The sequence below is a fragment of the Streptomyces sp. NPDC002446 genome, assembly GCF_053595675.1.
In genome coordinates, this window is sequence record NZ_JBSFYC010000004.1 from 163,722 (window position 1) to 190,212 (window position 26,491).

Consider the following 26,491-nt stretch of genomic DNA (forward strand, 5'->3'; position numbering starts at 1 on the left):
CACCGCCCTCAGCCACAACAGCCCCGACCACAGGAGACCCTGCGCCATGCCTGACGCCACCGCTGAACTCCCGCTCACCTTCTCCGTCCCCGATGCCTTCCGCGACATCGACTTCCAGGTCTCGGCCGAGGTCAACACCAACCGGCTGATCGAGAACCTCGAATCCCTCGACCCCAAGCCCAGCCCGGAGCAGATCGGCCACGCCGTCCTGACCCAGCAGGCCATGTACGAGATGCTCGCCGCCGCCGGCGCCGTCTACGCCGGGGTGCTGCTGTCCGGCCCCAGCAAGGACGACCCGAAGAAGCGGCTCAGCTCGGTGATGCTCTCCGTCACCGCCCGCCCCAGCGAGCTGTCCAACGAACACACCGTGCGCCGGCTCTCCCGCACCATGGGCGCCCTCTACCCCGAGGCCGAAGTCGGCGTCATGATGCTGGACTGCGGGCCGGCCGTCGTCGTCACCCAGGACACCAAGGTCCCCAAGCCGGTCAACCTCCTGGAGGACGACCCCAAGCCCACCACCGTCCGGCAGCTGCACATCTTCGTGCCCGTCCCCGGCCGCCTGGCCATGGCCGACTTCTCCATCGCCACCGAGAACATCGACGAGTGGGATGACTGCCTGGAACTCATCGGAGCGGTGTGCAAGACGATCCGGTTCACCGACGCCGCAGCCGCCTGACAGCTCGGCGACGACTGGCAAGGAGGACAACGGAGATGGCCCGCGCTGACCGGAAGGCCGCACGACAGGCACTACTGAAAGCCGCTTTCGCCGGCCTCGGCTTGGTGGCACTCATTCTGGCGGCCAGCTGGTCCAGGACCTGGCTCTACGGGGTCGGGGCAGCCCTCCTGGCCACCTCCGTGGCCACGGGCCTCCACCGGCGGCCACGGCACACCCGCCACTCGGCCCCCAACGACGACACCCACCGCCCGCAAGGACCGACCGAAACCGGCGAACCTCGCAGCCGGCGAGACACCCCACCACCCGACAACTGACAGGACGCCCCGCGCTGGCCTGCGCATGCGGACTGGTCAGGCCAGCCGCCGCCTTGTGGGTGCGAATTCACGCAGCTTCACACAGCCAATAACGGCATAACGGCTTGTGCCCCTGCGCTGCCGCGTTTCACGGCCCCGTATTAACAGCTGTTCACCGCCCTGGAGGGCACGGTCAGGGCACGCCGGTGGCGATGAGGGGCGACGTGGGGCGACGTGAGGCGGTGGGCGTGAATCCCGGTGCGCGAGGAGCCGGTGCCCCGGGCGCTGCTTGGCCGGATTGCTCACGCAACCCAGCGGCGTCGTGCACCCCGGTGGGGGTTCTACTTTTCCAGCCGGGACAGGTCGGGTGCTCGGGCTCCTGAGGCTTCTGGTACGGCTGTGGTGATCGACCGGAGCTGTTCCTCGGTGAGTTTCACTGCGAGCGCGCCGACGTTCTCGTGGAGATGCGCGCGGCTGCGCATGCCGGGGATCGGGATCACACTGTTTCCTTGCGCCAGCACCCAGGCGAGTGCCAGTTGCGCCGGCGTGCAGCCGATGTCCGCCGCGAGTGCCCGCACCTGCTGGACCAGGTGCAGGTTGGCCGCGAGGTTGTCCCCCTGGAAGCGGGGCTGTCCGCGCCGGATGTCGTCGGCGGCCAGCTCGTCGACGGATGTGAGGGCACCGGTGAGGAGCCCGCGGCCGAGCGGGGAGTACGGGATGAAGGCGACGCCCAGTTCGCGGGCCGTCGGCAGGATGTCCCGCTCCACGCCACGGGTCCACAGCGAGTACTCGCTCTGTAGGGCCGCGATGGGTCCTGCGGAGCACGCCTGCCGCAGGGTACGGGCGTTCACCTCCGACAGGCCGATGTGCCGGATCTTGCCCTCCGCTGCGAGTTCGGACATCGCGCCGACCGTCTCCTCGATCGGTACGTCCGGGTTCCGGCGGTGAAGGTAGTACAGGTCGATGTGGTCGACGCCGAGGCGACGCAGCGAAGCCTCGCAAGCCCGCTTGGCGTACTCCGGGGTCGAGTCGACCCTTCGCGTCCGCGGGTCGGTTCCGCGTACGACGCCGAACTTGGTGGCGAGGACGATTTCGTGGCGGCGGCGCCCCGCAACGGCCCTGCCCACCAACTCCTCGTTGGTGTAGGGGCCGTACATGTCGGCCGTGTCGAGGAAGGTGACCCCTGCATCAAGGGCTCGCTGGATGGTCGCCACGGCTTCGGCCTCATCGGTGGGACCGTAGAACTCGGACATGCCCATGCAACCGAGGCCGATCGACGACACCAGTGGCCCGCTACGGCCCAGCCGTCTCTGCTCCACCAGCGCCTCCCCCTTGAGTGTCCGGTGAGTGTCCGGGTGGCAGCCTAGTTCCGGCCGGATGGCGCATGGCGCATGGAGGGCTGAATTCCGCCTCCTCGCGCGGACCGGGTCGTTTCTACCCTTGTCATGCCCGGCTCTGTCATGCCTGGCGAGAGGAGGCGGAGATCGTGCTGCGGGGCACCGTGACCGGCTGGAACCGTCATTCCTTCGCCTCACCGGCGGCCTTTCTGCTCCCGTATGTCGGCGATCACGCGGAACTCGCTCGTCGAACACGCGAGGCGCTGCTCGACGGCCCCGGCTTCGCTGTGGTGACCGGCGTCCCCGTCACGTCGATGACCACCCCGGACCTCCAGCGGTTCAGCGAGTCGATGCTCGGCCACCTTGGGGTGCCGCTCGCTCAAGGGCGCGGTACGGACACCGCGCGCGCCTGGTTGGTACGGGACGAGGGTGTCTCCGCGTACACCGACGACCGTCGCTTCCACGAAAACGCCTATACGTCCAAGTCACGCGGCTACTTGCACCTGCACAACGACGGGGCCGTGCAGCCCTTCGGCCACGAGCCGGACTATGTCGCCCTGCTCGCACACCGACGAGCGCGGCACGGTGGTGACTCTGTCCTGGTGAATGGCTGGACGGTCCATCAGATCCTCCAGCAGGAGTTCCCTCGTGAGCTGGACGTGCTCCACACCTCGTTCCCCTTCGACCGGCGTCATGTCGCGCCCCTGGGTGCGCCGCCGGTGGTGTGGGCACCGGTCTTCGAAGAACGCGAGGGGCGCGTACACGTCCGGTGCAACGTCAGACGCAACGAGACCGCAGACGAGCTGACTGGGGAAGCACTGTCGCCCCGCAAGCGCGCGGCGCTCAACGTCCTGAAGGAAGTGGTCAGCCGGCCGGAGCTCAGGGTCTCGATCCTCCTGGAGGAAGGGGACTGTCTGATCACTGACGACCGTCGGGTACTGCACGGCCGCACGGCCTACGAGGACCACGCCCATGCCGCACTTCGCCGCTGCCTGGTCCGCGTCATGCTCGCCGACTGCTTGGACGCCGGCGGCTGAGGTCCGTGTCCGTTGAGGTGCCGTGTCCGTTGGCGGTGCGGTGGCGGGCGGTGCACGCGTCCGAGGGGGCCGCGTGGTGTGGCAGGGGATTTGGGGGCCGAGGCCGAGGCCGATCGAGATATTGGCCAGGTGGGAGGTCCTCTTCATCGAAGCTGTCCGCGAAACCCAGCTCCGGGTGCCTGGCTTCCGAGGAACCTGAAACCGCCGCCGGGGCCCGCTCGCGGATCTGGTACTTGCCGGAGAGGAGTTCGGGCTTGCCGCCGTTGGTCATGTCGGCGGGATCTCGGTCAGGCGGTGCCGCCGCGGTGGATGCCGTACAGCTTGTTGTCGAAGGCGGCCAGGGCCGGTGCCGCGCAGCTGGTGGCGGTGAGCTTGGTGAACGGGTTCCAGGTGCTGCCGTTCAGGGTTGTCCAGAACAGGGATTCGTTGGAGCCGGCGCCGCGGACCAGGCAATGCAGTGTGCCGTCGTGGGCTGCCAGGGTGGGCGCGGCGGCGGTGGAGCCTGAGGGGAACTTGCGGGCTGGGGTCCAGGTAGTGCCGTCGAAGGTCGTCCAGTTCACCGAGCTGTCGGCGCTGCGGTAGACCGCGTACAGCTTGCTGTCGAAGACCGCTAACGCCGGTGCGGAGGGGGTACTGGCCCCGTCGAGTGTGGTGAAGCTGCTCCAGGTTGTGCCGTCGAAGGTGGCCAAGGAGATGGTGCCGTCGTTGGAGCTGAAGCCGCTGGGGTTGCGGATCATGCAATAAAGCTTGCCCTTGTAGGCGGCCAGGGCCGGCGCGTTGAGGGTCACGCCCGAGGGGACCGTGCTGAAGGCGCTCCAGGTAGTGCCGTTGAGGCGGTTCCAGCGCAGCTCCCCGTCGGGGGAGCGGTGGGTGCTGTAGAGCTTCCCGTCGTAGACCGCCATCGCCGGGTTGGAGGGACTTAAGGCTCCGGGGATCTCGGTGAAGTCGCTCCAGGTGGTGCCGTCGAAGCCGGCCCACTTCAGGTTCGGTCGTGCGGTGGAGTCGAAGCGGATGTTGTGGGTGCGGACCATGCAGTGGAGCTTGCCGTCGTAGGCGGCCAGGGCTGGTGTGCCCAGGGCGGTGACCGAGGGGACCGGTGTGCTGGCGCTCCAGGTGCCGGCGATGGCGATGGCGGTGGTGGTCAGCAGGCGGGTGTCACCGGGGCCGGTCCACTGCAGACTCAGCTCGTATGTGCCGCGGGATCCGCCGTCGAACCACCAGGTGTCGACCCGACCGGGTTGGCCGGCCAGATGCCGGATTGCGCCGCGGTCGAAGCCGATGGTCCGCCTGACGACCAAGTCGTCCTCGTTGCGCCACAAGTGCATCGTCGCGGAGATGAGCGCGGAGATGAGCCCCAGGATCTCCAGGGCCTCGGAGGTGGTCTGAGACGCGGTGTCCGGTTGGAGCCCGAGGTAGGCGGACACCTGCGACAGGAAGCCGGCGATCTCCCACAGGTCCTGCATGAGCTCGTCGCACCACGCCGAGTTGCTGTGGTCGGCCTCCCACACCTCGATGTGGGATGTGAACACATGCGAGACGGGGCCGTCGAACAACACGTCTTCCGGGTCGAAGTCCGCCCCGTGGCCCGCCCGCATGGCGCCGTACTCCCGCGTGAAGCTCGCCCGCTCCGTATCACCGACGCCCCCCGACGCACTCACTGCCCAGTAGACCTCGCCGTCGCCCTCCTTGTTGGATTTCCTCGCGCAGGAGAAGCTCGACAGTGCCACCCGGGCATGTAGCCGTGACGGGGCCGCGGTGGTCTCGGGCTGCTGACCGGAAGCGGTCACCATCGTCGCCCCGTACCCGTAGGCATCGACGGCCGCAGCGACCTCCTCGCTGTCGCGACGGTCACCGATGGGGGCATCAAGGTCCACGAGGCTGATGTTGGGCTGCCCCAAGATCTCCGACTGCAGGGCGGGCAGGTCCGCGAACAGGTCTGCAACCGAGTACCCCGCGGCGAGGTCGCGGGAGGTCAGCGTGTACGGAAACAGGTGCGGCGCGTTCCTCACCGATGCCTCCTCGATAAACACTCGCCCGATCTCGTGCACCTCCTCCTCCGACATCCTCGACCGCAGCGTCTGCACCAGGCGCGCCTCCAGGTCCGGCAGCTCCAGGCCCGCGTCCAGCCGGGCCGCACCGCGCAGCATCACCCCGTACAGCAGCCACACCCCCCGCGTCGAGGACCCCATCCGCTCTCCAGACCCGGACAGGGGCCCGCCCTGCAACTGCGCACGCAGCCGTTCAAGCCGCTCAAGACGCTCACTGCGGGAATGGAGAACGGGTGACACGGGCTCCTCCTGAGGCCAGGACGACCGTGGGGCTGCATACGCCACGGTGCGCGGCGCCATGCTTGAGGAGCTCTCGCCCAGAGCAAAAGCTTCTTTACAGACAGTCAAGCGTCAGTGTCCGAGTTCCGTGGCCGGCTCGTCCGGGGCGAGTGACGGCGGCCCGTCGCACATGAGCAGTTGCCTGGCGTCTGGCAGTGTCGATGCTGCGCCTCGACGTTCGACAAGCAAAGGCCGCACCGGTTATCGAGACGTTCAGCCAGCCGGGCGTACAACTGTTTATCGTGCCGGCTGATGTTCATGAGCTCACCGTGGAAGTCATCGGTGCGGGCGGTGGAGGCGGTGGAGGCGGCGTCGCTTCAGCCAAGCAGGGGGTTAGGCGCTAGGGCCGCCCGCAGGCCACCCACGGCCCCTGCCGCCGTCACGGCTGCGCCGAATGCGCCGAATGCGCCGAGATCTCCGCGTCAGGTAAGTAAGGGCAGCCATGTGAAGCAGTTGTCGATCGGCTGGACTCCGGGCCGGTGTCCAAGGGCCGTCCCCGTGCTTGCATGCGTCGCTGGTTTCACGGCCGGGTGTGAAGCCGAGTGTTCAACCCCGAGGGCGCCTCCACTGAGATGACACGAAGGTGCCTTGTGACGCGCGTCAACACCTTGCCTCGATAGGCTATTTGTTCGACCGAGATGCGCTTCGCTCAAGCAACGGGGGAATACGATGCGGCAACTGATGGACGTGGTGCTGACCAAGGCCGGTTGCGTCAAGATCCGCTACCAGGCCAGGCTGCTGGCGGACGACGGCGCCCGGATTTCGGTTTCGGCGCCGTGGGCGGCGCCTGACGTCCGGGACTTCGGCTTCGTCCGGTTCGAGCCGGGCGACGAGTTCACCGAGCATTACTGGCGAGACCGCTGGTATGCAGTCAAGGAGGTCCGCGACCGCGAGGGGGAACTCAAGGGCTGGTACTGCGATATCACCCGCCCCGTGGCGGTCCGCGACAGGTCCTCGGGCCCGGCTGAGCTCGTCGTCGAGGACCTCGACCTCGATCTCTGGGTTTCCGCGGACGGCGCCCAGATACTGCGGCTGGACGAGGATGAATTCGCGGCGAGCGGTCTCACCGAGAGAGATTCGGAGGCCGCCCGGCAGGCCGTAGCCGCCCTTGATGAGCTGGAGCGGCGCGCGAAGGAGGGCGGCTTGCTCACGCTCCTCGTCGACTAGGGCCTGTCCGGCGGGTTATGGCGAAGAGTTCGGCTCGGTGAGCTTTCCGTGTGGGGAAATGGTGTGGCGGGGAACGGTATTCGCGTACACGGGCGCCCTTTTGCGCAATCCGGAAGGCTCCGCTGCCACGTCCCCGAATCCCTTCTGACCGCCGCCTGTCCGCAGACCGGGGCATGGATCAATCGATCATTGTGGGACTTCCGTCAAGGGAGACTCACTTGGTGCTCGCTTGGTGCTCAATTGGCACTCACGTGGCACTCACTTGGCTCTGCCCGGAAATGGGCGACCTGGCCAGCGCGCAGCGCGAGGTGGGAGCCGGTGAACCGGGAACGCATGCGGCGGTCGTGGGTGACGACCACCAGGGCGCCCTGGTAGTCCGCCAGGGCCTGTTCCAGTTCCTCGACGAGTGCGGGGGAGAGATGGTTGGTCGGCTCGTCGAGCAACAACAGGTCCGTCGGCTCGCTGACGAGCCGGGCCAGTTCGATGCGGCGCCGCTGCCCGTACGACAGGCTCCCCACCCGTAGCCGCAGCTCTGCGGGGCCGAACAGGCCGAGTGAGAGCAGCGCCTGCGCATGTTCGTCCTCCGTGCCCACGCGTCCCTGGGCGAATGCCTGCAGCACGGACAGTTCCGGGGCCCAGGGCGTCCCCTCCTGCCGCAAGTGTCCGACGCGGCCGGGTACGCGTACCGAACCGGCATCCGGCCGGAGCTCCCCTGCCAGCACCCGCAGCAGTGTGCTCTTGCCCGCTCCGTTGGGGCCGGTCACCAGCAGCCGTTGGGCGGCTCCCAGGTGCAGTGCCGGCAGGTGCAGTCGATTCCCCACCCGCAGGTTGCAGACTTCCGCCGCCGTCGTCGGGTGCGATTGCTCCCGCGCCGCCGGCCCTTCCCGTGCTTCGCCCGGGGCCTTCTCGGGCCCGGCCGAGGTGGCAAGGCGGGCGGTGAAGACGAGCGGGGTGGCGGGCGGGGTGACAGGGTCGCCGGTCAGACGTTCAAGGCGTGCCTTGGCGTTGCGGATACGGCTCATCGCGCCGTGCCCGCGGCTGCGCGACCGGAAGGCACCATGGCCGAAGACGGCGAAGGGCAGCTTGCGCGGCATGTCGTACAGCCGCGACGCGTTGGATTCCACCAGCCGCCGGTTACGGGCCAGTTCGGCGCGCCAGTCCTCGTACTCCTGCAGCCGGCGGCGGCGGTCGGCTTCCTTGGCCGCGAGATAGCCGTCGTAGCCGTCCCCGTACCGCGAGACCGTGCCGGAGGCGACTTCCAGGACGGTGGTGGTGAGCCTTTCGAGGAACACACGGTCATGGGTGACTGCGACCACGGTGCCGCGGTGCGCGCGCAGGTGCGCCTCCAGCCAGCTCACGGCCTGGTCATCCAGATCGTTGGTCGGCTCGTCCAGCAGGAGCAGCTCCGGCTGCGAGGCGAGCGTGGCGGCCAGTGCCAGACGGGACCGTTCGCCGCCGGAAAGGGTGCCCAGCCGTCTGTCGCGCGCCAGGTCCGGCAGTCCGAGGCCGTGCAGGGCACTGTCCACCCGCGCCTCGGCCGCGTATCCGCCGCGCACCTCGTAGCGCTCGACCAGCTCCGCGTACGCCATCAAGGCGGCGTCGAGTTCGGCTCCCGCGGTCCGGTGGCTCAGCTCGGCCTCGGCCCGGCGCATCCGCGCTTCGAGGTCCCGCAGGTCGGCCAGGGCGAGATCGATGGCGTCCTGGACGGTGGCGTGGGGCGGCAGCTCCAGGGTCTGCGCGAGGTAGCCGGTGCCGCCGGGGGTGTAGATGGTCAACTCGCCGTTGTCGGCGTCAAGTTGACCCGACATGAGCTTCAGAAGGGTGGATTTCCCCGACCCGTTGTCGCCGACGACGCCGACCCTCTCGCCCGGCTTGACGGAGAAGGAGACCCCATCGAGGACGAGACGGTCCGCGTAGCGCCTGGCGACGTCGTGGAACGCCAGCTGCGCGGTCCGGGTGGCGGAGGAGGTGGCGGTGGTGGATGCGGGTGACGATGTGGAGGAAGGGGTGTGCATGGAGATGCTCCTGCTCTCGGCGGCTGAGCCGGGCGGGTCGGATGAGGTCGATGAGGCGTCCGCGTGTGGGCGGGCCCGTACGGCGCGACGTCCGGCAAGCGGAGTCGGGCGCCGATGGGGCGGCGGAGGCACACACGGGAAGGGTGGCGGTGACGGCGGAGCTCAGCTCGACGCGGACACTCGCTTGGCGATCACAGGAACAGGGAACCCATGCGCAGCACCTTACGCGCCGGGAATCATCTTGGCAAGACGGATCGTCTCGTCTCTCTATCTTTCATCTCGCGTCTCGCGTCTCGTCTCTCGTCAGCCTGGTCGCGCCACGTGAAGTGGCGGCGGCTGCTTCAGAGCTGACCGGGGCGTGGCACGCTTCGCAGAACTGGTCGACAACTCGCCCAAGACACGCGAGGACTTACAGAGGACTTGCAAGAGATACACGCCGCCTTGGTGGAAAGCCAGATGCGCTCTGTCCATGCGGCCCGCGCCTCACTGCACGATGCCGGCGCCGGTGGCCAACGCGATCAGCGGCGGTACGGGCCCGGAGGGCGCCAGTTCGGTCGACGAGGCTGGCGTCGAGGGTGCGGCAGGGCTATGACCGGCGACCTCCGGGTACGTCCTTCGGCGCCTGCCCGTCAGCTGTGCGCGAGGCTCTGTGAGGCGATATTCCTCCCCGTACGGAGGCGGCCACGCCCGCGCATCGCGCCGACCGTGGCGACCGTCCACCCGGCGACCCATACGGCGCCTACCGACAGTGCGGCGATCGCCGGACCGGTCTCAGGCGGCGGAGGTCCCAGGAAAGGGGCCACACCCGCCGCCCGCGCACCGAACCCGACGACCCCGGCTCCCACCATGGCGATGCCCGCCCAGGAGACGACGACCGACCCCCACCGGAAGAACGGGTTGGCGATCGGGCGTAGCAGAAGCAGCGCGACGACCGCCATCGCCAGGCCCAGTCCCGCATTGCCCAGTTGTGCCGCGGTGACATCACCGAAGCCGACATAGGACTTCGACGGCGCGGGGAAGCCCGGCATGCCCAGCTCGCCCTTCAGGGCGAGATCCACCTTGCTTGCGGTGTAGGCCAGCGCGCCCGCACAGGCGATGACCGCGGAGAGCCGTTGCGTTCTCGTTGATTGGATCATGACACCAGCCTGCCTGTGGCTCGCGGCCGAGGAGTCCTTCCGAGGTACGGAACACCTCCGCCGTCAGGCGGAGTGCGCGGCTACAACCCGCACTATGAGTGCTGCCTATGGCGGGTTCGAGCAGGGGAGTCGTCGTAGGGGAGTCGTCGGGTCACACACTCTCTGCGAGGAGGGTGACGGCGAAGCCGAGGAAGGCGATTCCGCTGACTTGTTCCATCCGGCGCCGAAAGGACGGTCGTCTGATGCGCTCACCCAGCGTCGAAGCGACGCGGGAGATCAACCAGTACCAGATCGCCAACTCGGCGATGTCGATCGCTGTGAGCAGGATCGTGGCTCCGAACACCGGTGTCCCCTTGGGGATGAACTGCGGAATGAGGCTCAGGTAGAAGATGCCGGCTTTCGGGTTGAGCAGGTTGGTCGCAAGTCCAGCACGGAACGCGGCCAGCCGGTTGTGTGGGAACGGGGCAAGCCGGGTGCGCGGGAACGGGGCAAGCCGGTTGCGTGGGAACGGGGCAAGCCGGTTGCGTGGGAACGGGGCAGTGGGCTGCTCGGCCGTCGAGTGACCGGCCAGCTCACCGGCCCCGTCCTCCAGGGCTGTCGCTGTGCCGTCGGCGTTCCGGCGCCTGGAGCGCCACAAGGCCGAGACCCCGAGCCATGTCAGGTAGAGGGCACCGGCGACCGTCAGGGCGTTGTAGATCATGCGGGAGGTGGCTACCAAGGCGGTCAGCCCGATGGCGGTCGCCACGCCCCAGGCCAGGCAGCCGACGACGATGCCCAGCGCGGCAGCGTGCCCGGCGGCTCTGCCCTCGGAGACGGAGGTCCGTAGCACCAGCAGGGTGTCCAGGCCGGGTGTGACATTGATCAGAGCGGCGACACCGGCGAACGCGAGCAGGGAAGTAAGCATGACGGCAAGCCAAGACCATGGGCCGTGCGGTGACACAGCAATTTTGACGTGGATGAGGGCGCGAGGGCGCGAGGGCGCAGAGCCCCGTCGCTGTCGCGCGCCGCGCCCGGACTCAGGAGTGGTCCCCGCCTCAGGAATGGTCCCCGCGCCGCTTCTCCAGCCGGGCGATGCCTGAGTCCAGATCGATGCCGGTCTTCTTCGGTGCACCGTCTTGCTCGTCATCCCGCAGGATCAACTCGATCCGGCGTTGTTCAAGTTGGACCCGCTTGCTCGGATAGATCAATGCGTGGAGCTCCTCGGTTGCCGTCGCACCCACGCCGCGGGCCCCGAACGCGGTGTTGTGCCGGCGCGTCGGCAGCCACCCCAGCCACCCCAGGCGTCGGGCGGCCTGCGCACTCATCCGTAAGGCAGCCAGCAGGAACAGCGGAACGACGATCAGGAGCACCAGCGAGGGGCCCGTCAGCAGACTCACCATGAGTCAGGAACGGATGGCGGAGTGCCAGTTGTTCCCTTCGGTACGTGCGTGCACTCCGCTTGTCGTCCGTCGTGGCTGGTCTCGTGCCGAGCGTGAAGGCGGCCGCGATCCGGCCGCGGCCTTGCGGCTGACGAGCAGCGGATGCCACGGCCGGAGCGGCGTATTGCGGCTGCGGTCAGTAGACGATCGACACGATCCGGCAGGCGGCTTCGGCGAGGTCACGGTCGCCGTCGATGCGGGCACGGGCGAGGGCGGTGTCCGGCTGGATGCCGCGGCTGCACAGGCGCCAGGCCGTCTCCGCGTCCAGGTGGACAGCAGCGGCAGGGTGCCCTGTTCCCGGCTCCGCGAGCGACCAACGGTCCCCGGTGGCGGTGGCGGTGGCGGTGGCGGTGGCGGTGGCGGTCCAGGTGCCGCCGGCCGGACCGTCGACGTTCACCTGAATCTGCGTACCGACCGGGGCATCGACCTGGCGCAGGGTGTGAGGCAGGGCTCGCATAAAGGTGTCCAGGACCACGGACAGGAACCGCGGATCGGGGTCGGTGTCCTGGCCGACGGCATGACGGATCTGCTGGCGGTGGGTCCAGAACTCGGTCAAGTCGCGGGCGCTGTCCAGCCACATCGGCGCCGGATCGATACCGGCCCAGGACACCCCCAGCGAGGGGGAGTTGAGGTCGGTGGCCGCGAAGAACCGGGCGATCTGACCGCCGACCAGATCGAGGGTGTCGGTGAGCGCCGCCGGGCTCACCCGGCGGTGGGCGTCAACCCATTCCTGGTTGATGCGGTGGAGGAACTGCTCCAGCGTCTCGCCCGGCGCGAAGGCGGGGCCGTCCTGGTGTCCGTCGCGGTCGCGGGCGAGACGTCCGTAGAAGTCGCCCAGGATGTGCGCGGCGAGATCGCGGACAGTCCAGCCCGGCACCGCCTCCTTGCCCCAGTCGGCAGGCGCCAGGCCGCGCAGCGTGGCCATCAGCGCGGCCTGCTCGGGCGCGAACAGGGAGCGGGCGTCGATCGGGGCACCGAGCCAGGAGTGGCCCGGCATGTCATTGAGCTGTGCGTCCATGGCCCCAGCCTGCCAACCGTTTGCGGCGTCCGTCGCCTGCACCGGCGCTACGAGGCCAAATCAGGGCACTTCCTCGGCTCATCGGCATCGCGGCTGCCGCACTCATCTGCTGCCGTCGTCTCAGCGAGACGGCTACAGCTACGCAGCCATGATGCGCGACATGTCGTTTCAGGGAACCGACGCCTACCAGGACGCAGACCTCAGCCACCAGGAAGCCGACCTCAGCGTGACCGTCGGCGCCCGCCCACCGGACAACCGAGACCAGCCGCCCTCTCCGAATGCCATGACGTCTGAGGTCTCCCTCCTCTGCCCTGGCGTCTGAGGTCTCCCCCTCTGTCCTGACGTCTGAGGTCTCCCTCCTCGGGGTTCCCGCGCCGGGCGTTCTGAGCGAGGAGGTTCCCCGGCTTGGCCCGGCCCAGCTCGCCCGGCTCGCCCGGCTCGCCGGCTCGTGAACCCAGTGCTGCCTGCTGCGGACTCGTTGTCACCGGGCTCCGCCCTCAAACCCCGTACGGCCCCAAACCCCGTACGGCCCCAAGCCCCGTGCATTCGCGCCGAGTTCCGGCCGCGCGGGGGCTCGCGCTTTCGATCGCGCGGGAGAAGGATCTGCGGCGAAGAGCGGCCCACATCGCGGAATATCTCGTTCCGCGGAGGTGTGTGACGGGGTGGGAAGACGATCGCCGCCGTTGAATTCTGCACCTTTGTCCAGGTGTTGTCTCGTTCGTTGCCTGAGGAGGCGGCGCAATTTGATGATCCGTTCGTCCCTGCCAGCATGTGGCGGCGTGGGCCGAGCTTCGGCCCGCCGGCTTCGACAACCCTTCGCGGCCTGCCCCGGAGGAGGAAGCCGAACGAAGAGAGGAGTGGAACATGTCGCGTCCCACCCGACGTCAGGTGCTGCACGTCAGCGCAGCGGCCGTGGCCGGGGCGGCGCTCGCCGCGCCAGCCGCCTTCGCCGACACCCGTGCCGCCCGCCCCGCCGACGGCCACGGACACGCGGCGGGAGCCGGGCCCGCCGATGGTCACGAGATACCGGAACCCTTCGACGAGCTGTACCAGGGCCGCCACATAGAGGGCTGGCCGGCAGAGGAAGGGGGTGCACACGGCGGAGGGCACCAAAGCCATGGAGGCCGGCCGGAGCAGCCCTCCGGCCAGGCCGACCCGCACGAGGGCATGGACTTCGTCGTCCGCATCGACAACGACGACCTGCATGTGATGCGCAACGCGGACGGCACCTGGATCAGCCTGGTGAACCACTACGAGACGTTCACCACGCCGCGCGCCCTGGCGCGAGCAGCCGTCCGTGCACTCCAGGGCGCCGACCTGGTCCCCGTCGTCACCAGCTGAGGCCCGACCCTGACCGTCCCCCCACCGAGGAGTCCTCGACATGGCAGTCCGGAAGAACCAGGCGAACCTCACCCCTACCGAGAAGCGGGACTTCGTCGACGCGGTGCTGGAGCTCAAGCGCACCGGCCGCTACGACGAGTTCATCAGCACCCACAATGCCTTCATCATCGGTGACACCGACAACGGAGAGCGGACCGGCCACCGGTCACCGTCGTTCCTTCCCTGGCACCGCAGGTTCCTGCTCCAGTTCGAACAAGCCCTCCAGAGCATCACGCCGTCGGTCATGCTGCCCTACTGGGACTGGACCGTCGACCGTTCGCCCCGCAGCTCACTGTGGGCCGACGACTTCCTGGGCGGTGACGGACGGAGCGGCGACGGCCGCGTGACGTCGGGGCCGTTCGCCTTCGGCAGCGGCAACTGGCCCATGAACATACGGGTGGACGGCCGGACATTCCTGCGCCGCTCCCTGGGCACCGGGGTCCGCGAACTGCCGACCCGGGGGGAGGTCGACCGGGTGCTCGCCCTGAACGTCTACGACACCGCCCCCTGGAACAGCTCCTCCGACGGCTTCCGCAACAACATCGAGGGCTGGCGCGGCCCCAACCTGCACAACCGGGTGCACGTCTGGGTCGGCGGCCAGATGACGACCGGCGCGTCCCCCAACGACCCGGTCTTCTGGCTGCACCACTGTTTCATCGACAAGCTCTGGGTCGACTGGCAGCGCAAGCACCCCAAGTCGGGCTATCTGCCGACCGGCGACACCCCCGATGTCGTCGATCTCCACGACACGATGAAGCCATGGAACGACGTCACACCGGCGGACATGCTGGATCACACCAAGTTCTATACTTATGAATGACAGGTTCATGACACCACCGTGACAGCGCTCTGATCCGTGAACTGGTCCGGAAGCTGGTCAGCAGCGGGACGGACAGTCGTGTGAGAGGCTGGGAGTTGCGGCGTACACGTACACCGGCCCCTGCTCCCAGCAAGCCGAGCGAAAGGCGCCTGACAGGCGAAGCCCAGTCAGGCGCCCGTTCTCCTGCCGTTAGAAGAACTCCAGCTTCTTCGGCGAGTAGCTCGCCAGCAGGTTCTTCGTCTGCTGGTGGTGCAGCGCTCATAGTGGTGCTGGCCTGCTGAAATGGCTGCTGCAACGGCCGTCTGTGGAGCGTTGGTCCGTGCATGGTCCGGATCTTGGCGTCAGCTACCTGATTGCGGGCCATGGCGGAGGCAGCGCCAAGAAGGGCGACAGCCTCCAGGTCGCCGGCGCGTGATGAGGATCAGCGAGGCGCGGGGGAGGGGCCGGGAACCGCTGAACGTGCATGGGCACGGCGGTCTGGCCATGTGCTGAGCGCGGTGCCTCTTCGGCTTCCACTGGCAGCGACCGTTGAGCAAGCGGGAGGATCTGCACCGGCCTGGTGAAGCCTGGCTGGTCTCGCTTGCGTCGCCCGCTCACCCTCGGCCCCCGGCCGTGACGCGGTCCCAGATGCGGATCGGTCCGGCAGACGTACGGCCAGCAGATGCCTCGGTGGGCGGCAGCCCTGGCGCAGGCCCTTGATCAGCCAGTCGGCCAGATCCTGGGCTTGCGAGGCATCGGTGAGTGGACCGAATGTGACGGCGGCGCCGAGGGGCGTAGGGTCCCGTGTGCAGGGCTGCACGATCAAGCGGATTCCCGGGCGTGCTACGCGATTTCCCCCGTGGTGTGGGCAGTGCAGGTGCCGGGCCAAGCAGCCGGTGGTGATCAGCATGCCGAAGGCGGACTGCCGTACCGCAGCGCGGAGGGGCTCGACGAGGCTGTCGTCGGCTGCGCCGCAGCCGTTCTCCGTCCGGCAGAGCACCGCCGTGAATCCTTCGGGGGCCGGCTGTGCTCGGCGGGTCGTCCTCCTGGTCATGCGAATGCCGTTCCTGTCAGGAATCGGACGTCGAGATCGGTCACGGAGGCGGCGGTGAGGCGAGTGGCGAATTGCGCGCGTACCCGCTCGACGGCTGCTCGACGGCTGCGGGAGTGAGGGTGTCCAACAGGGCGCGCGTGCCGCTGCCCATGGCCAGATCCCAGGCGGTGTCGGAAGTTAGTGGAACGTCGAGTTGTCGACGTACGACGCGAGCGTCGGTGAGGCCGAGACCTTCCAGCCAGGCGGCCAGGTTCTCAGCGGTGTCGATCCGGGCCAGCTGAGCCGACAGTGGAGAGCGTGGCCACTCACGCTCCGTCTCTACCGCGCTCTTGAAGGCTTGTCCCCAGGCGCCGAGCGCACCCTTCTCCCAGACGGTCACCGTAAGACGCCCGCCGGGGCGAAGCATGCCGGTGAGGGTAGCGGTGTCGCGGTCCATGTCGCGGAGGAAGAACACTCCGAGTGCACACTGCACCAGGTCGTAGCCGCCGTCGGGAGCATGCCAGGTGGTCACGTCATGCTCGCGGAAGCGGATGTTCTCCAAGCCCTCGTTCCGCGCACGGTTTTCGGCGATGGAGAGCAGGGACCGGGAGAGGTCAACCGCGTCGGCTCCTCCATCGGGCCCGACGGTGCGTGCGGCGGGCAGCGCCGATGCGCCCGCTCCGCAGCAGCCGTCGAGTGCCCGCTCGCCGGGGCGGGGGGGGCGGGCAGCGGCTGACGCCGCTGTAGCCTCCCCGACCGGGTCCCAGAACGGCGGGGGCCAGCGGTGGAACTTCCTGCCGCCCGCGCTGAAGACCTCTCCGAGGGCGATGTGCCGTGCGGTCATTCGAGGGCAGTCCTCTCCCGTGACGTGCGCGGCATCGTGGGCGGGCCGCACTCCCAGGATGCGGTTATGGAAATCATTTTCAACTAGGCTAGGGTGGCGAGTGGCGTAGAGGGCGTGCAGAGGAGGAGACGTGCCCGCTGTGGTGATCTGGGCGCGCAGGACCGCTCACGACTTCGTGGCGGCGATCGCGCGGGCGGGAGAGTGACGGTCGGCGGCAGCCGGGACCGGGGCTTGTTGGGCGTCGTGTGCGGCAATACCCCGGAAGCTCGCGTTCTGGTGCTCGACATGCTGCGCGATGCCCGGCCTGACGTAGTGGTGCTGTCGGTCTCGGTGCACGGCGACGAGGGCTCGCGTTACCCCTTCGTCCAGCGCTTCGCCTCGTGCAGTGATGAGCGGCTACGGGAGGCGCTGTGCCAGGGCGCCACGGGCGACCCGGCAGTGATTGTCCGTCAGGACCTGACGGCCATCGCGCGGAGTGCGGTGCGGCCCCATGCCGTGCTCGCGCTCCCCGAGAATGTGGACGCGTTGCCGTTTCTGGCGGACGTGTGGCAGACCCCGCTCGGCAGGACGCCGATGGCGCACTACTACGACCTGGCACCGATCGCCGTCGGCGTCGACCCGGATCGTTTCCTGAGTGACCTGCGCTGCGTTCACCGAACCATCCATGGACCGGGCTATGGCGCCCACGCCGAACCGATCACGATTGCCGAGGCGGCGGCCAGGCAAATAGAGGCCGCTGGAACAGTGGTCCTCGCACACGGCCGGGACGGGGGCGGCAGGCGTGAGGGCGCCCGTGCTGTGCTGGCGCACCTCAACCCTGCGGCGGAGATTCATGCCGATGCCGATGCCGATGCCGATGCCGATGCCGATGCCGATGCCGCCAGCCGCGACGGCCTGGCGGCTTTGGCGGAGCCCGATGCGCGGTGGGCCGCATCGGGGCCCGTCGACCGCCTCGAACCCGTCGCGATTCCCCTGCTCCGGCGCGGGGTTGACCGCGGCGTGAGGTCAGTACTGTGGCGGTCCCGACGCCCACTGCACCCCGAGCGGCTGGCGGACAGCCTGGCCACGGTCATGTCCGGAGTCGTGCGCAGCCGCGGCCACCTGTGGCTGCCCACCCGCCCGGAGACCGTCGTGACCTGGCGCTCGGCCGGTGGTCACCTGGAACTGCGCGAAGCCGGCCGCTGGCTCGACGACGGCGATACGAGTGCCTGGCGCGATACCTCCCCGCAGCGACGGACGCTGGCATCGTGGTTCTGGGACGACTACTACGGGGAGCGGCGCAACGAGATCGTCTTCACCGGCGCCGAACTGGACCCGGACCGCCTCCGGGCCGCCCTGGAGGCCGCACTGCTCGACGACGGCGAGCTGGCACGGGGCATCGAGGGCTGGGCCGACCTCTCCGATCCACTCCTTGGTGACAGGCGGTCCTAGACGTTTCGCGTGTCGGCTTGCAGCTTGGTCGGACGGCGCCGGGGCGTGGTCCGCGGCGGAAGCGGACCCCGTCGAGATCAGCACCTGCGCCTTGGCGTACGCGATAACGCGGATACCGCCCCGGCAGGTTGACCACAATCCACCGTCCTATGGCGCCAAGTGGGACGGCCCCATCCGAGAGGCTCCGATCTGTCAGACACAGACAGCAGGACTGCGAACTCGCCAAGTCAGCGCACCCGGTGGTCCTCCAAGGGGGCCGCCACCAGTACGTCATCGGCGGTCTGTGGCAGGTGCGGGGTGTGATTGACCAGCCGGGCCGAGTTGCCGACGACGGCGATGCTGCTGGTGTTGTGGAGGAGGGCGGCGAGGACCGGGTTCATGGTGCCGCCGGCGCCTGCGATCAGGCCCAGGAGGTTGACGCCGATGGCGAGGCCGTAGTTCTGGCGGACGACGCGCAGGGTGTGGCGGCTGAGTTCGACGACGGCGGGGACCTGCCGCAGGTCGTCGCCGGGCAGGGCGATGTCGGCGGTTTCCAGGGCGACATGGGAGGAGTGGGCGCCCATGGAGATGCCGACGTCGGCGAGGGCGAGGGCGGGGGCGTCGTTGGTGCCGTCGCCGACCATGGCGACGGTGTGGCCCTCGGTCTGGAGGTCGCGGATCAGCTGGAGTTTTCCTTCGGGGAGCGCGTGGGCGTGGACCTCGGCGATGCCCAGGGCGTCGGCGACGGCCTGTGCGGTCTCGGGCGCGTCGCCGGTGAGCAGCACTACGCGGGAGACGCCCAGGTCGATCAGCTGTTGGATGACGGCGCCGGCTCCGGAGCGGACGGCATCGGAGACGCCGAGCAGGCCGATCAGATCGTCGTCGTGGGCGATGCAGATGACGGTCTCGCCGCCGCCGCGCAACTGCTCCGTCCAGCCCTGGGCCTCCTCGGTCAGCTCCACGCCGTGTTGGCGCAGCAGGGCGGGGCTGCCCACGAGCAGCCGGGTGCCGTCGAGTTCAGCGCGCATGCCCATGCCGAGGACGACCTCGCAGGCTTGGTGGATGGGTGCGTGGAGGTGCTGTTCCTCGGTGTGGGCGACGATGGCCTGGGCGAGGGGGTGGCGGGCGTGCAGTTCGCCGGAGGCGGCCAGGGTGAGGACTTGGTTGGCGGTGTAGCGGTCGCTGAGGGTGACGACGCTGGTGACCAGGGGGCGGCCGAAGGTGAGGGTGCCGGTCTTGTCGAAGACGACGGCGGTGACCCGGCCGATGCCCTCCAGGTGGGTGCCGCCCTTGATGAGGGTGCCGCGGCGCGCGCCGTTGCCGATGGCCGCGCTGATGGCGGTGGGCGTGGCAAGTCCGGCCGCGCAGGGGCAGGCGATCAGCAGCATCGTCATGGCGCGGCGGGCGTCGCGAGTGACGGCGTACGTCAGCGCGGCCAGGGCGAAGGAGACGGGGACGAAGCGCTGGGTGAAGCGGGTGGCGACGGTCTGGATCGGCGCCCGGTCGGACTGCGCCTCCTCGACCCGGCTGATGATCCGGCCGACGGTGGTGTCCGCTCCGACGGACGTGGCACGGACGGTCAGCGAGCCCGAGGTGACGATGGTCCCCGCGTAGACCTCGGCGCCCGCGCGGGCGTAGACAGGCAGCGCCTCGCCGGTGATCGCCGCCTGATCGACGAGGGCCTCACCGGTGACGACCTCCCCGTCGACGGGGATCCGGTGGTGCTCGTAGACGGCGACGACGTCACCCGGCGCGACCTCTTCAAGCGCCACCTCGACCTCGACCCGTCCCTCGCCGTCCCCACCTTCCTCCCGTACGAGCCAGACCCGCTCCTCGCCGATGGTCAGCAGCTCCTCGATGGCGCGCCGGGTGCGGCGCAAGGTCAGGGTCTGCAGAAACTCACCGATGTTCAGCAGCCACAGGACGGTGAGGGCCACGACGTTCTCGCGCAGGACAAGCGAGATGACCGTCGCCGCCGTGACGAGGGTGTCCGTTCCGGGACTGGACCGGCCGCGCAGTGAGCGCAGGGCGCCGCGGAAGAAGGGCAGGCCGGTGAAGAGGGTGATCGCGCCGAGGAGTCCGGAGGAACCGGCGGTGATCCGGGGGCGGCGCAGCAGCCGGCGCAGCGCGACGAGGGCGAGCACCGCGCCGCCGACGACCAGCCGGGCGAGCTCTCCGGTGGAGGAGTCGGGCGTGGAGCGGGTGGGCTTGGCGGGCATGGACGCGGGCGGAGCCTCTTCGAGCGCGGCGACCAGGCGATCGACATCCAGGAGGTCCGGCGTCATCCAGATCACGACGCTGCCGGTACGCGGGAAGATCCGCAGCGCCCTGAAGCCCCTGATGCCGGTCAGCCGCTCATCGACCAGCCCGGCGCTGCCGGGGCGCGCCTGCACCCAGGGCACGGTCAGCCGGGCGCGGCCGGCCGCCACGGAGCGTACGAGCACGGAGGACATGGTCAGCACACGTCAGACATGGTCAGTGCTCGTGTCCGTGGTCGTGCTCATGGCCCTCGGTGGCGACAGCGGAGGGTGGCGGGACCTCTTCGCCCAGTGACGTACGGGCCTCTGCGAGGACATCACCGGCCTTGAGGCGGGCCTCCTCCGCGGCCGAGGCCAGCCACCGGCCGGCCACGATGCCGCCGGCCAGGCCACCGACAACCGCCTTCCGGGCGGCGGGCTTTGCCTCGGGGAGGCGCTTGGCGGCGGTCTTGATGATCAGGGCGCCCACCACTCCGGAGACCGCGTAGTGAGCCAGCCGTCCGGCTGCGGCGCCGGCGAGCGCGACGGGGTGCATGGGGGTCTCCTTCCGTGCGTACCGGCTCCTTCAAGTGTGCGTCCGAACGGGGCTGCCGGGCGAGCCGAGTGCGGAGCGTGGTGCCCGCCGTGTACGCCACGCCTCTGCCAGCCGGCACCCGAGGTAGATCACGAACGCGATCGTCGTCACGTACGGGCTGATGGGGACGGTGCTTCCCAGGGCGAGCAGCGTCCCGCCCTCCATGGCACACAGCGCGAAGACGACGCTGAGCACTGGCAGCAACAACGGGGACGCCGTGATCCGCGCGGCCGCGGCCGCCGGTGTGACCAGCAGCGCGAGCACCAGCAACGCCCCGACGATCTGTACGCACAGGGCGACGGCGAGGCCGAGGACCAGCATGAACGCCAGCGACAGCGCGCGTACGGGAACGCCGCGGGCTTCGGCCACCTCCGGATCGACGCTCGCGAACGTCAGCGGCTTCCACACGATGGCCAGAGCGAGGAGCACCACCACCGACGTACCGAGGAGCCACGCCATCTGCGGGGCGCTGACGGCGATGATCTGGCCGGTCAGGATGCCGAACTTGTTCGCCGCCCGGCCCTTGTAGAGGGACAGGAACAGCACACCGAGGCCCAGCCCGAACGGCATGATGATGCCGATGATCGAATTGCGGTCGCGGGCGCGGACGCCCAGCACGCCGATCGCTCCGGCCGCGATCAGGGATCCGGCGATGGACCCGGCCACGATGTTCACCCCGAGCAGCAGCGCCGCCGAGGCGCCGGCGAACGACAGTTCACTGATGCCGTGCACGGCGAACGGCAGGTCTCGCATGATCACGAACACCCCCACCAGCCCGCCGACCAGACCGAGCAACACCCCGGCGAGCAGCGAATTCTGGACCAGGCCGAGCAGTTCCCCGTAGTTGTCGAAATTAAAGATCTGATGCCAGATACCGGTGTCGTCCCCGCCGTCGGCGAGCGGTCCGACCCCCGACCCCAGCCGGATCACTGGCCCTCTCCCTCCTCCGCCCCGTCGTCGTGGGTGTGAGCGGTGCCGGCATCGGGTGCCCCGACCACCACGATCCGGCCCCTGACGCGAACGACATCGACCTGCGTGCCGTACAGCTCCGACAGCGTCGAGGAGGTCATCACCTCGTCCGGCGGCCCGATCCGGTATCCGCCCTGAGCCAGGTACAGCACACGGTCCACCAGGCCCAGGACAGGATTGATCTCATGCGTCACGAAGACGACGGCGGTGCCGGCGGAGCGGCGCCGCTCTTCCACCAGGCCGGTGATGGTGCGCTGGTGCTGCAGGTCGAGGGAGAGCAACGGTTCGTCGCAGAGCAGGATCCGCGGGTCGGTGGCCAGCGCCTGCGCGACGCGGACGCGCTGCTGCTCGCCGCCGGAGAGCCGTCCGACCGGAACGTCGGCGTACGGCGTCGCACCGACCGAAGCCAGCAGTTCGTCCACCCGGCGGCGGATCGCGCGGCGGGCGAGCGGCAGCCCCCAGCGGTCCCCGTCCAGACCCAGGCGCACCAGGTCACGGGCGCGCAGCAGCGCGTGTGCGGGCTGGAACGTCTGCTGGGGGACGTAGCCGATGTGCCGGCTCCCGTTTCGGGGCGAGTGGCCCAGGACCGCGAGTGATCCGCTGGTGAGCTGCTGCCGGCCCAGGAGCACCCGCAGCAGACTGGTCTTCCCCGATCCGTTCGGACCCAGCACGGCGAGGAACTCCCCGGGCCGGACATCGAGCTGCAGATCGCGCCACAGCACGCGGTCGCCGTAGGCGAGGGCCGCGTCCCGCAGACTGATCACCGGCGCCGCAGGATCTGTGCTCCGCCCGGCGCCACGGTCCGTCCGGGAGAGCGGGGAGACAGCCTCCGTGCGTTCCATCATCTGTCCAATGCACCCTTGATGGCACCGACGTTGGCGATCATCCAGCTGATGTAGTCCTCGCCCTGGGGGAGGGTTTCGGTCACCGGGACCACCGGGATTCCGTTGTCCTCAGCGGCCGCCTTGACCTGCTCCGTCTGCGGCCCGGAGGTCTGCTCGTTGTAGACCAACGCCTTGACCTGCTTGCCGGTGAACAGCGCGAGCGTCCGCTGCAGGCTCTGCGCGGAGACATCGTCGCCCTCCTCGACGGCCTGGCTGAAGTCCGCGGGCGTCCTGTTCCGCAGCCCCATGGCCTCGGTCATGTACAGCGGTACGGGCTCGGTGACCGCCACGGCAGCACCCGCGTGGTCCGCTTTGATCCGCGCTTCCTCCTGCTCCAGCACAGTCAGCTTGTCCTTGAATGTCTTCGCGTGGTGCCGGAAGACATCGGCGTCGGCGGGGGAGGTCCTGGCCAGGGCGTCTGCGATCCGGTCGGCCAGTTTTCCCATCGCGGGGAGGTCGTACCAGACGTGCTCGTTGAGTTCCGCGCCCGCCGCGGGTTTCTTCCCCGAGACCTGTACGGCGTCGATGACAACGGGTGAGGAGTTCTTCGCGCTCCGCAGCATCCGGCCGACGAAGTCGTCATAGCCGCCGCCGTTCTCGACGACGACCTTTGCCTTGGACAGCGCCAGCCGGTTCTGCGTACTGGCCTCGTACGAGTGCGGGTCCTGCGCCGGATCGCTGATGAGCGAGACGACCTTCACCTTGCCGCCCCCGACCTGCTGAACGATGTCCCCGTACACGTTCGTCGAGGCGACCACCGGAATGACGGCAGAGGACGCGTCCCTACGGAGGGTGTCGCGGGAATCGGCACCTGAGGGGCCGGCGCAGGCACAGGTCAACGTCAGCGCCGCGCCGATGAGCACAGCCGGGCCGCGCACCGAAGTCACATGCATCGCGGCCTCCCAGGCACCTGAGAGCCGAAACGGTTATCAGTTCATTATCGGCCCGTCGCCTCCCACTATCTACCCGAGCCGACGACGGGGCGACCGGCCGGGTCAGGCGCAGCAGTCGCAGGTATATGCGGTGGCCGGCACCGCGGTGACGGGAAGCGGGCAGCACTGATCGCCGCGCCACGAGTCGCGTCCTTCCCTGACGGCCACCCGCGGCGGTGGTCAGCGCGGCGATCGGGTCGGCCCAGCTTCAGCCGAGCATGCTGTCGGCGAGCAGACCCGCGAGCAGAACAGCAGACAAGTATGTGCAGAGCAAGGGCGTGTCCGATGAGCCATGGGCATCAGAGCGCCCCTACGGGCCTGCCGTCAACCGAGTACAGTCCGGATCCCAGGGGCGTCTACCACGCTCTTGGGATCCGGCGTCGAACTCTGCTCCGCCAAGGGCTACTTGGATGTTGATGCGAATGTCCAGTGCTGGTTCGGCTTCCCCTTGGTCTGGCCCGAGATCCGGCTTTCGCCCCAAATGGTCCAATAGGAGTACTTGGGATTCTGGCCCCGAATCATCCCGTCTTCTGTGGTGACTTCGAGCGCGCCGCGGAAGGCGGGCGTCGCCGTCTTACACCAGGCCATGCGCAAGAAGAAATATCCCTGCTGCTGGGGGTTGCTCAACCCGAGGGGGAGGCTGTTGTGCAGTGCTTCTACACACCTGTCGCCGTCCAGCCCCAGATTCTCCAGCTTCTTGGTCTGGGGGTGGTACTTCCACTGCTGCTCCTTGGAGCCGTCACAGGGCTGCAGGCCGATCCCGCGCGCCGTCAGGCCCGCGTACACGTTCGGGACCATGCCGTCCGTGCCCAACACGAGATCCGGCGCGTTACGGCTCCATGCAGCGACGCACTCGCCCTGACGCTCACTCCTGATCTGGAACACGCCGGATGGAAATCCCCGGTCGGCGGGCGCCGCAGAGACGGTACCCGGGTTAGGCGCTGCGCTACTGCTGGCGGTGAGAGACATGGTGAGGAGGACCGCGACGGACCCCACGGCGGTGGCTGCGATAGAGCGCATGAACCTCTCATATCTGTATGGCGATTGCGGAAGTTGCCAACAGGCGCTCCCTATGTCGCTGCGCATCATTCCCTCCCACCGCTGACCACCATGCGGCACACCACTCTCATGAGTGGATAATCGGATCCCATGGCTGACTGCGGAGCGAGCACTCCGCAGCCGGCAACGGGAGTCTGACAGGCCCTAAGGACTGTCCAGCGGGTCACGAACGAAGCCAGAGGCGAATGGCTGCGACGGTCACGGTGCCGTAGAAGACATACGCCCTCTTGTCGAAGCGAGTGGCTACGGCACGGAAGCCCTTGAGCGCGTTGATCGTTCGCTCGACTTCGTTGCGGCGCTTGTAGACCGTCTTGTCGAAGCCGGTGGTCGACCGCCCGCGCTACCGCGGCGCTGGCGGTTGGCACGCTGGTCCTTGCGTTCAGGAATGGTGTGCTTGATCTGCCGACGCCTCAGGTATCGGCGATTTCGGCGGGACGAGTACGCCTTGTCTCCGCCCAGGTGATCGGGGCGTGTTCGTGGGTGTCCGCCGGCCGGACGTGGGACACGGATGCGTTCAAGGACCGGGACCAGTTGTGGGGCATCGCCCCACTGGCCGGGGGTGATGACGAACGCGAGCGGACGTCGGCCGCCTCACCGGCCAGATGGATCTTGCAGGTCAGCCCGCCACGGGAACGCCCCAGGGCCTCATCTCAACGATGTTGATCAGGCCGACTGCGTCGTCCAGGGATACGTGGCGCGTCGATACGGGCGCCGCGGCGTGCTGAGGGGCTCGGCAGGAGGCCGAGTCCACGCTGACCATGCTCCAGTCGATCCGGCCTTCCGAATCGGCATCGGTCTGGACGGCCGCAGGATCCTTTCCCACGTGCCGCCGCCGACCACCTGCGGGGCCTGTCGTGCACGGTCTTCCACTTCCCGAACCGTGCCGGCAGATCACGCCACGGGACACCGGTCCGCTGCCGGAAGAGAATGCCGTTGATCACCCTGCGAGGGTTCTTCCAACGCCCGCCTCGTCCCACGTTCTTCGGCAAGTGCGGCTCCAGTCGAGCCCACTCCTGATCCGATAGATTACCCCGCCCCACACCGGCCGGAACGGCCTCGACGCGGGCAGGTAACCCGACCCATCGGACAGTGCCTAGCGCTGACATGCCGATGGGCCGGTGCCCCAGCGCTCCCCGCGCTCCGCGTGAGCACGGGGGCGCCGGCGTGTCCACCTTCGTGAGTGCCGGGTTGAGCAGTGCCGTGGCTGCGACCACTGCCCAACCCGGAGCTTGTCAGGTCTGCGGCACCAGATCCGGGTGCTCGTGTTCGCAGGCGTCGTCGAGGCCGTATGTTTCCCATTCGGGGAACGGGTCGTCGGTGAGCCGTTCCCCGTCGGCCAGGAGGCAGTCGGTCAGGGCCGCTTGCAGTGCCTCGGTGTGCAACCCGGTGCCGATGAAGACCAGTTCCTGGCCCTGGCTGTCGTCGGCATCACGAGCCCCGGAAGGCTCGAAGCGTGCGACGGCCCCGGCTTGTGACCACAACCCCGTGACGTTCGGGCGGCTGGCCAGCCAGAAGAAGCCCTTGGAACGGAGGATCTGACCGTAGGCGCCGCTGTCGAGCCCCTCGGTGACGAAGGTCCACAGCCGGCCGGGATGGAACGGCACACCGGCGCGGAAGACCGTGCTGGAGATGCCGTACTCCTCGGTTTCCGGAATGTGGTCGCCGTTGAGTTCCTGCACCCAGCCGGGGGCCTGCTGGGCCCGCTCCAGGCTGAAGAGTCCGGTGCCGAGGATGTCGCCGGGGTTCACCCGGCCGTGCCGGGCGGGCACGATGCGGGCGGCCGGGTTGAGGCGGGTGAGCGCGGCCTGAAGCCGTTCGGCGCTGTCCGCATCGACGAGGTCGGTCTTGTTGAGGACGATGACGTCGGCGAACTCGATCTGGTCCATCAGCAGGTCGCTGACGGTGCGCTCGTCGTCCTCGTACTG

23 protein-coding genes and 1 pseudogene are annotated in these 26,491 nt (G+C 68.9%); 8 read left to right on the forward strand and 16 right to left on the reverse strand.

The window, feature by feature from the left end; genetic code table 11:
- The first annotated feature begins 46 nt into the window (after nucleotides 1–46).
- Nucleotides 47–676 carry a hypothetical protein gene (locus tag ACWD6P_RS04555; protein WP_451442526.1) on the forward strand — a complete coding sequence of 210 codons (630 nt, stop codon included), beginning with the start codon at nucleotides 47–49 and terminating at the stop codon, nucleotides 674–676.
- A 634-nt stretch (nucleotides 677–1,310) separates the two neighbouring features.
- On the opposite strand, the gene ACWD6P_RS04560 is transcribed toward ACWD6P_RS04555, so the two are convergent.
- A complete protein-coding gene (locus ACWD6P_RS04560) occupies nucleotides 1,311–2,288 on the reverse strand; it encodes an aldo/keto reductase (protein ID WP_451442527.1) in 978 nt (325 codons plus the stop codon).
- 167 nt (nucleotides 2,289–2,455) lie between these two features.
- On the opposite strand from ACWD6P_RS04560, the gene ACWD6P_RS04565 reads away from it, so the two are divergent.
- Nucleotides 2,456–3,343: a TauD/TfdA family dioxygenase gene (locus tag ACWD6P_RS04565; protein WP_451442528.1), complete on the forward strand. Its 888-nt coding sequence runs from the start codon at nucleotides 2,456–2,458 to the stop codon at nucleotides 3,341–3,343.
- A gap of 287 nt (nucleotides 3,344–3,630) precedes the next feature.
- Here the strand turns inward: ACWD6P_RS04565 and ACWD6P_RS04570 are convergent, their stop codons facing one another.
- A complete protein-coding gene (locus ACWD6P_RS04570; RefSeq protein ID WP_451442529.1) occupies nucleotides 3,631–5,532 on the reverse strand; it encodes a hypothetical protein in 1,902 nt (633 codons plus the stop codon).
- A 293-nt stretch (nucleotides 5,533–5,825) separates the two neighbouring features.
- Between ACWD6P_RS04570 and ACWD6P_RS04575 the strand changes: the two genes are divergently transcribed.
- Nucleotides 5,826–6,014, forward strand: coding sequence for a hypothetical protein (locus ACWD6P_RS04575; protein WP_451442530.1), 189 nt, complete (start codon nucleotides 5,826–5,828; stop codon nucleotides 6,012–6,014).
- A 337-nt stretch (nucleotides 6,015–6,351) separates the two neighbouring features.
- Nucleotides 6,352–6,837: a DUF402 domain-containing protein gene (locus tag ACWD6P_RS04580; RefSeq protein WP_451442531.1), complete on the forward strand. Its 486-nt coding sequence runs from the start codon at nucleotides 6,352–6,354 to the stop codon at nucleotides 6,835–6,837.
- Between the two features lie 236 nt (nucleotides 6,838–7,073).
- Here ACWD6P_RS04580 and ACWD6P_RS04585 read toward each other — a convergent pair whose 3' ends face one another.
- The 5 genes from ACWD6P_RS04585 to ACWD6P_RS04605 form a co-directional block, all read right to left on the reverse strand.
- Complete coding sequence (locus ACWD6P_RS04585) at nucleotides 7,074–8,852, reverse strand: TlrC/CarA/OleB/SrmB family ABC-F type ribosomal protection protein (protein ID WP_451442532.1); 1,779 nt, start codon at nucleotides 8,850–8,852, stop codon at nucleotides 7,074–7,076.
- A 629-nt stretch (nucleotides 8,853–9,481) separates the two neighbouring features.
- Nucleotides 9,482–9,988, reverse strand: coding sequence for a hypothetical protein (locus tag ACWD6P_RS04590; protein WP_451442533.1), 507 nt, complete (start codon nucleotides 9,986–9,988; stop codon nucleotides 9,482–9,484).
- Nucleotides 9,989–10,139: 151 nt separating this feature from the next.
- Entirely contained in the window at nucleotides 10,140–10,892 is a 753-nt protein-coding gene (locus ACWD6P_RS04595) for a LysE family translocator (protein ID WP_451442534.1), read from the reverse strand.
- Between the two features lie 130 nt (nucleotides 10,893–11,022).
- Nucleotides 11,023–11,367, reverse strand: a complete 345-nt coding sequence (locus ACWD6P_RS04600) for a DUF6191 domain-containing protein (protein ID WP_451442535.1) — start codon at nucleotides 11,365–11,367, stop codon at nucleotides 11,023–11,025.
- Nucleotides 11,368–11,542: 175 nt separating this feature from the next.
- A complete protein-coding gene (locus ACWD6P_RS04605; RefSeq protein ID WP_451442536.1) occupies nucleotides 11,543–12,424 on the reverse strand; it encodes a maleylpyruvate isomerase family mycothiol-dependent enzyme in 882 nt (293 codons plus the stop codon).
- A gap of 160 nt (nucleotides 12,425–12,584) precedes the next feature.
- Here ACWD6P_RS04605 and ACWD6P_RS04610 point away from each other — a divergent pair, with 160 nt between their 5' ends.
- The 3 genes from ACWD6P_RS04610 (at nucleotide 12,585) to melC2 (ending at nucleotide 14,624) form a co-directional block, all read left to right on the forward strand.
- Nucleotides 12,585–12,746: a hypothetical protein gene (locus tag ACWD6P_RS04610; RefSeq protein ID WP_451442537.1), complete on the forward strand. Its 162-nt coding sequence runs from the start codon at nucleotides 12,585–12,587 to the stop codon at nucleotides 12,744–12,746.
- Between the two features lie 542 nt (nucleotides 12,747–13,288).
- Nucleotides 13,289–13,765 (forward strand): apotyrosinase chaperone MelC1, encoded by a 477-nt coding sequence (melC1, locus tag ACWD6P_RS04615; RefSeq protein ID WP_451442538.1) that lies wholly within the window; start codon nucleotides 13,289–13,291, stop codon nucleotides 13,763–13,765.
- Nucleotides 13,766–13,805: 40 nt separating this feature from the next.
- Nucleotides 13,806–14,624 (forward strand): tyrosinase MelC2, encoded by an 819-nt coding sequence (gene melC2, locus ACWD6P_RS04620; RefSeq protein WP_451442539.1) that lies wholly within the window; start codon nucleotides 13,806–13,808, stop codon nucleotides 14,622–14,624.
- 1,073 nt (nucleotides 14,625–15,697) lie between these two features.
- Here melC2 and ACWD6P_RS04625 read toward each other — a convergent pair.
- Nucleotides 15,698–16,480, reverse strand: coding sequence for a class I SAM-dependent methyltransferase (locus ACWD6P_RS04625; RefSeq protein ID WP_451442540.1), 783 nt, complete (start codon nucleotides 16,478–16,480; stop codon nucleotides 15,698–15,700).
- Between the two features lie 201 nt (nucleotides 16,481–16,681).
- Here ACWD6P_RS04625 and ACWD6P_RS04630 point away from each other — a divergent pair, with 201 nt between their 5' ends.
- Nucleotides 16,682–17,911: a GTP-binding protein gene (locus ACWD6P_RS04630; protein ID WP_451442541.1), complete on the forward strand. Its 1,230-nt coding sequence runs from the start codon at nucleotides 16,682–16,684 to the stop codon at nucleotides 17,909–17,911.
- Between the two features lie 227 nt (nucleotides 17,912–18,138).
- Here the strand turns inward: ACWD6P_RS04630 and ACWD6P_RS04635 are convergent, their stop codons facing one another.
- The 8 genes and pseudogenes from ACWD6P_RS04635 to ACWD6P_RS04670 all read right to left on the reverse strand — a co-directional run.
- Nucleotides 18,139–20,343 (reverse strand): heavy metal translocating P-type ATPase, encoded by a 2,205-nt coding sequence (locus ACWD6P_RS04635; protein ID WP_451442551.1) that lies wholly within the window; start codon nucleotides 20,341–20,343, stop codon nucleotides 18,139–18,141.
- A 22-nt stretch (nucleotides 20,344–20,365) separates the two neighbouring features.
- A complete protein-coding gene (locus tag ACWD6P_RS04640; RefSeq protein WP_451442542.1) occupies nucleotides 20,366–20,683 on the reverse strand; it encodes a DUF1490 family protein in 318 nt (105 codons plus the stop codon).
- Between the two features lie 30 nt (nucleotides 20,684–20,713).
- Entirely contained in the window at nucleotides 20,714–21,643 is a 930-nt protein-coding gene (locus tag ACWD6P_RS04645; protein ID WP_451442552.1) for a metal ABC transporter permease, read from the reverse strand.
- Nucleotides 21,644–21,648: 5 nt separating this feature from the next.
- Entirely contained in the window at nucleotides 21,649–22,533 is an 885-nt protein-coding gene (locus ACWD6P_RS04650) for a metal ABC transporter ATP-binding protein (protein WP_451442553.1), read from the reverse strand.
- On the reverse strand, nucleotides 22,533–23,468 hold the full coding sequence (locus tag ACWD6P_RS04655) for a metal ABC transporter solute-binding protein, Zn/Mn family (RefSeq protein ID WP_451442543.1): 936 nt from the start codon (nucleotides 23,466–23,468) through the stop codon (nucleotides 22,533–22,535). The genes ACWD6P_RS04650 and ACWD6P_RS04655 overlap by 1 nt, the downstream gene beginning before the upstream one ends.
- A gap of 441 nt (nucleotides 23,469–23,909) precedes the next feature.
- Entirely contained in the window at nucleotides 23,910–24,392 is a 483-nt protein-coding gene (locus ACWD6P_RS04660) for a hypothetical protein (protein WP_451442544.1), read from the reverse strand.
- A 337-nt stretch (nucleotides 24,393–24,729) separates the two neighbouring features.
- Nucleotides 24,730–25,606 (reverse strand): annotated as a pseudogene (locus ACWD6P_RS04665) (IS5 family transposase).
- A 192-nt stretch (nucleotides 25,607–25,798) separates the two neighbouring features.
- Nucleotides 25,799–26,491 (reverse strand): GTP-binding protein (locus tag ACWD6P_RS04670; RefSeq protein WP_451442545.1); only part of this gene is annotated, 693 nt, incomplete at its 5' end.

Coding starts and splice junctions, on each gene's coding strand:
- ACWD6P_RS04655 (WP_451442543.1), bottom strand. CDS start 23,468: ATGCATGTGACTTCGGTGCGCGGCCCGGCTGTGCTCATCGGCGCGGCG.
- ACWD6P_RS04625 (WP_451442540.1), bottom strand. CDS start 16,480: ATGACCGCACGGCACATCGCCCTCGGAGAGGTCTTCAGCGCGGGCGGC.
- ACWD6P_RS04570 (WP_451442529.1), bottom strand. CDS start 5,532: ATGGGGTCCTCGACGCGGGGGGTGTGGCTGCTGTACGGGGTGATGCTG.
- melC2 (WP_451442539.1), top strand. CDS start 13,806: ATGGCAGTCCGGAAGAACCAGGCGAACCTCACCCCTACCGAGAAGCGG.
- ACWD6P_RS04635 (WP_451442551.1), bottom strand. CDS start 20,343: ATGTCCTCCGTGCTCGTACGCTCCGTGGCGGCCGGCCGCGCCCGGCTG.
- melC1 (WP_451442538.1), top strand. CDS start 13,289: ATGTCGCGTCCCACCCGACGTCAGGTGCTGCACGTCAGCGCAGCGGCC.
- ACWD6P_RS04605 (WP_451442536.1), bottom strand. CDS start 12,424: ATGGACGCACAGCTCAATGACATGCCGGGCCACTCCTGGCTCGGTGCC.
- ACWD6P_RS04610 (WP_451442537.1), top strand. CDS start 12,585: ATGTCGTTTCAGGGAACCGACGCCTACCAGGACGCAGACCTCAGCCAC.
- ACWD6P_RS04640 (WP_451442542.1), bottom strand. CDS start 20,683: ATGCACCCCGTCGCGCTCGCCGGCGCCGCAGCCGGACGGCTGGCTCAC.
- ACWD6P_RS04595 (WP_451442534.1), bottom strand. CDS start 10,892: ATGCTTACTTCCCTGCTCGCGTTCGCCGGTGTCGCCGCTCTGATCAAT.
- ACWD6P_RS04580 (WP_451442531.1), top strand. CDS start 6,352: ATGGACGTGGTGCTGACCAAGGCCGGTTGCGTCAAGATCCGCTACCAG.
- ACWD6P_RS04590 (WP_451442533.1), bottom strand. CDS start 9,988: ATGATCCAATCAACGAGAACGCAACGGCTCTCCGCGGTCATCGCCTGT.
- ACWD6P_RS04585 (WP_451442532.1), bottom strand. CDS start 8,852: ATGCACACCCCTTCCTCCACATCGTCACCCGCATCCACCACCGCCACC.
- ACWD6P_RS04600 (WP_451442535.1), bottom strand. CDS start 11,367: ATGGTGAGTCTGCTGACGGGCCCCTCGCTGGTGCTCCTGATCGTCGTT.
- ACWD6P_RS04650 (WP_451442553.1), bottom strand. CDS start 22,533: ATGGAACGCACGGAGGCTGTCTCCCCGCTCTCCCGGACGGACCGTGGC.
- ACWD6P_RS04555 (WP_451442526.1), top strand. CDS start 47: ATGCCTGACGCCACCGCTGAACTCCCGCTCACCTTCTCCGTCCCCGAT.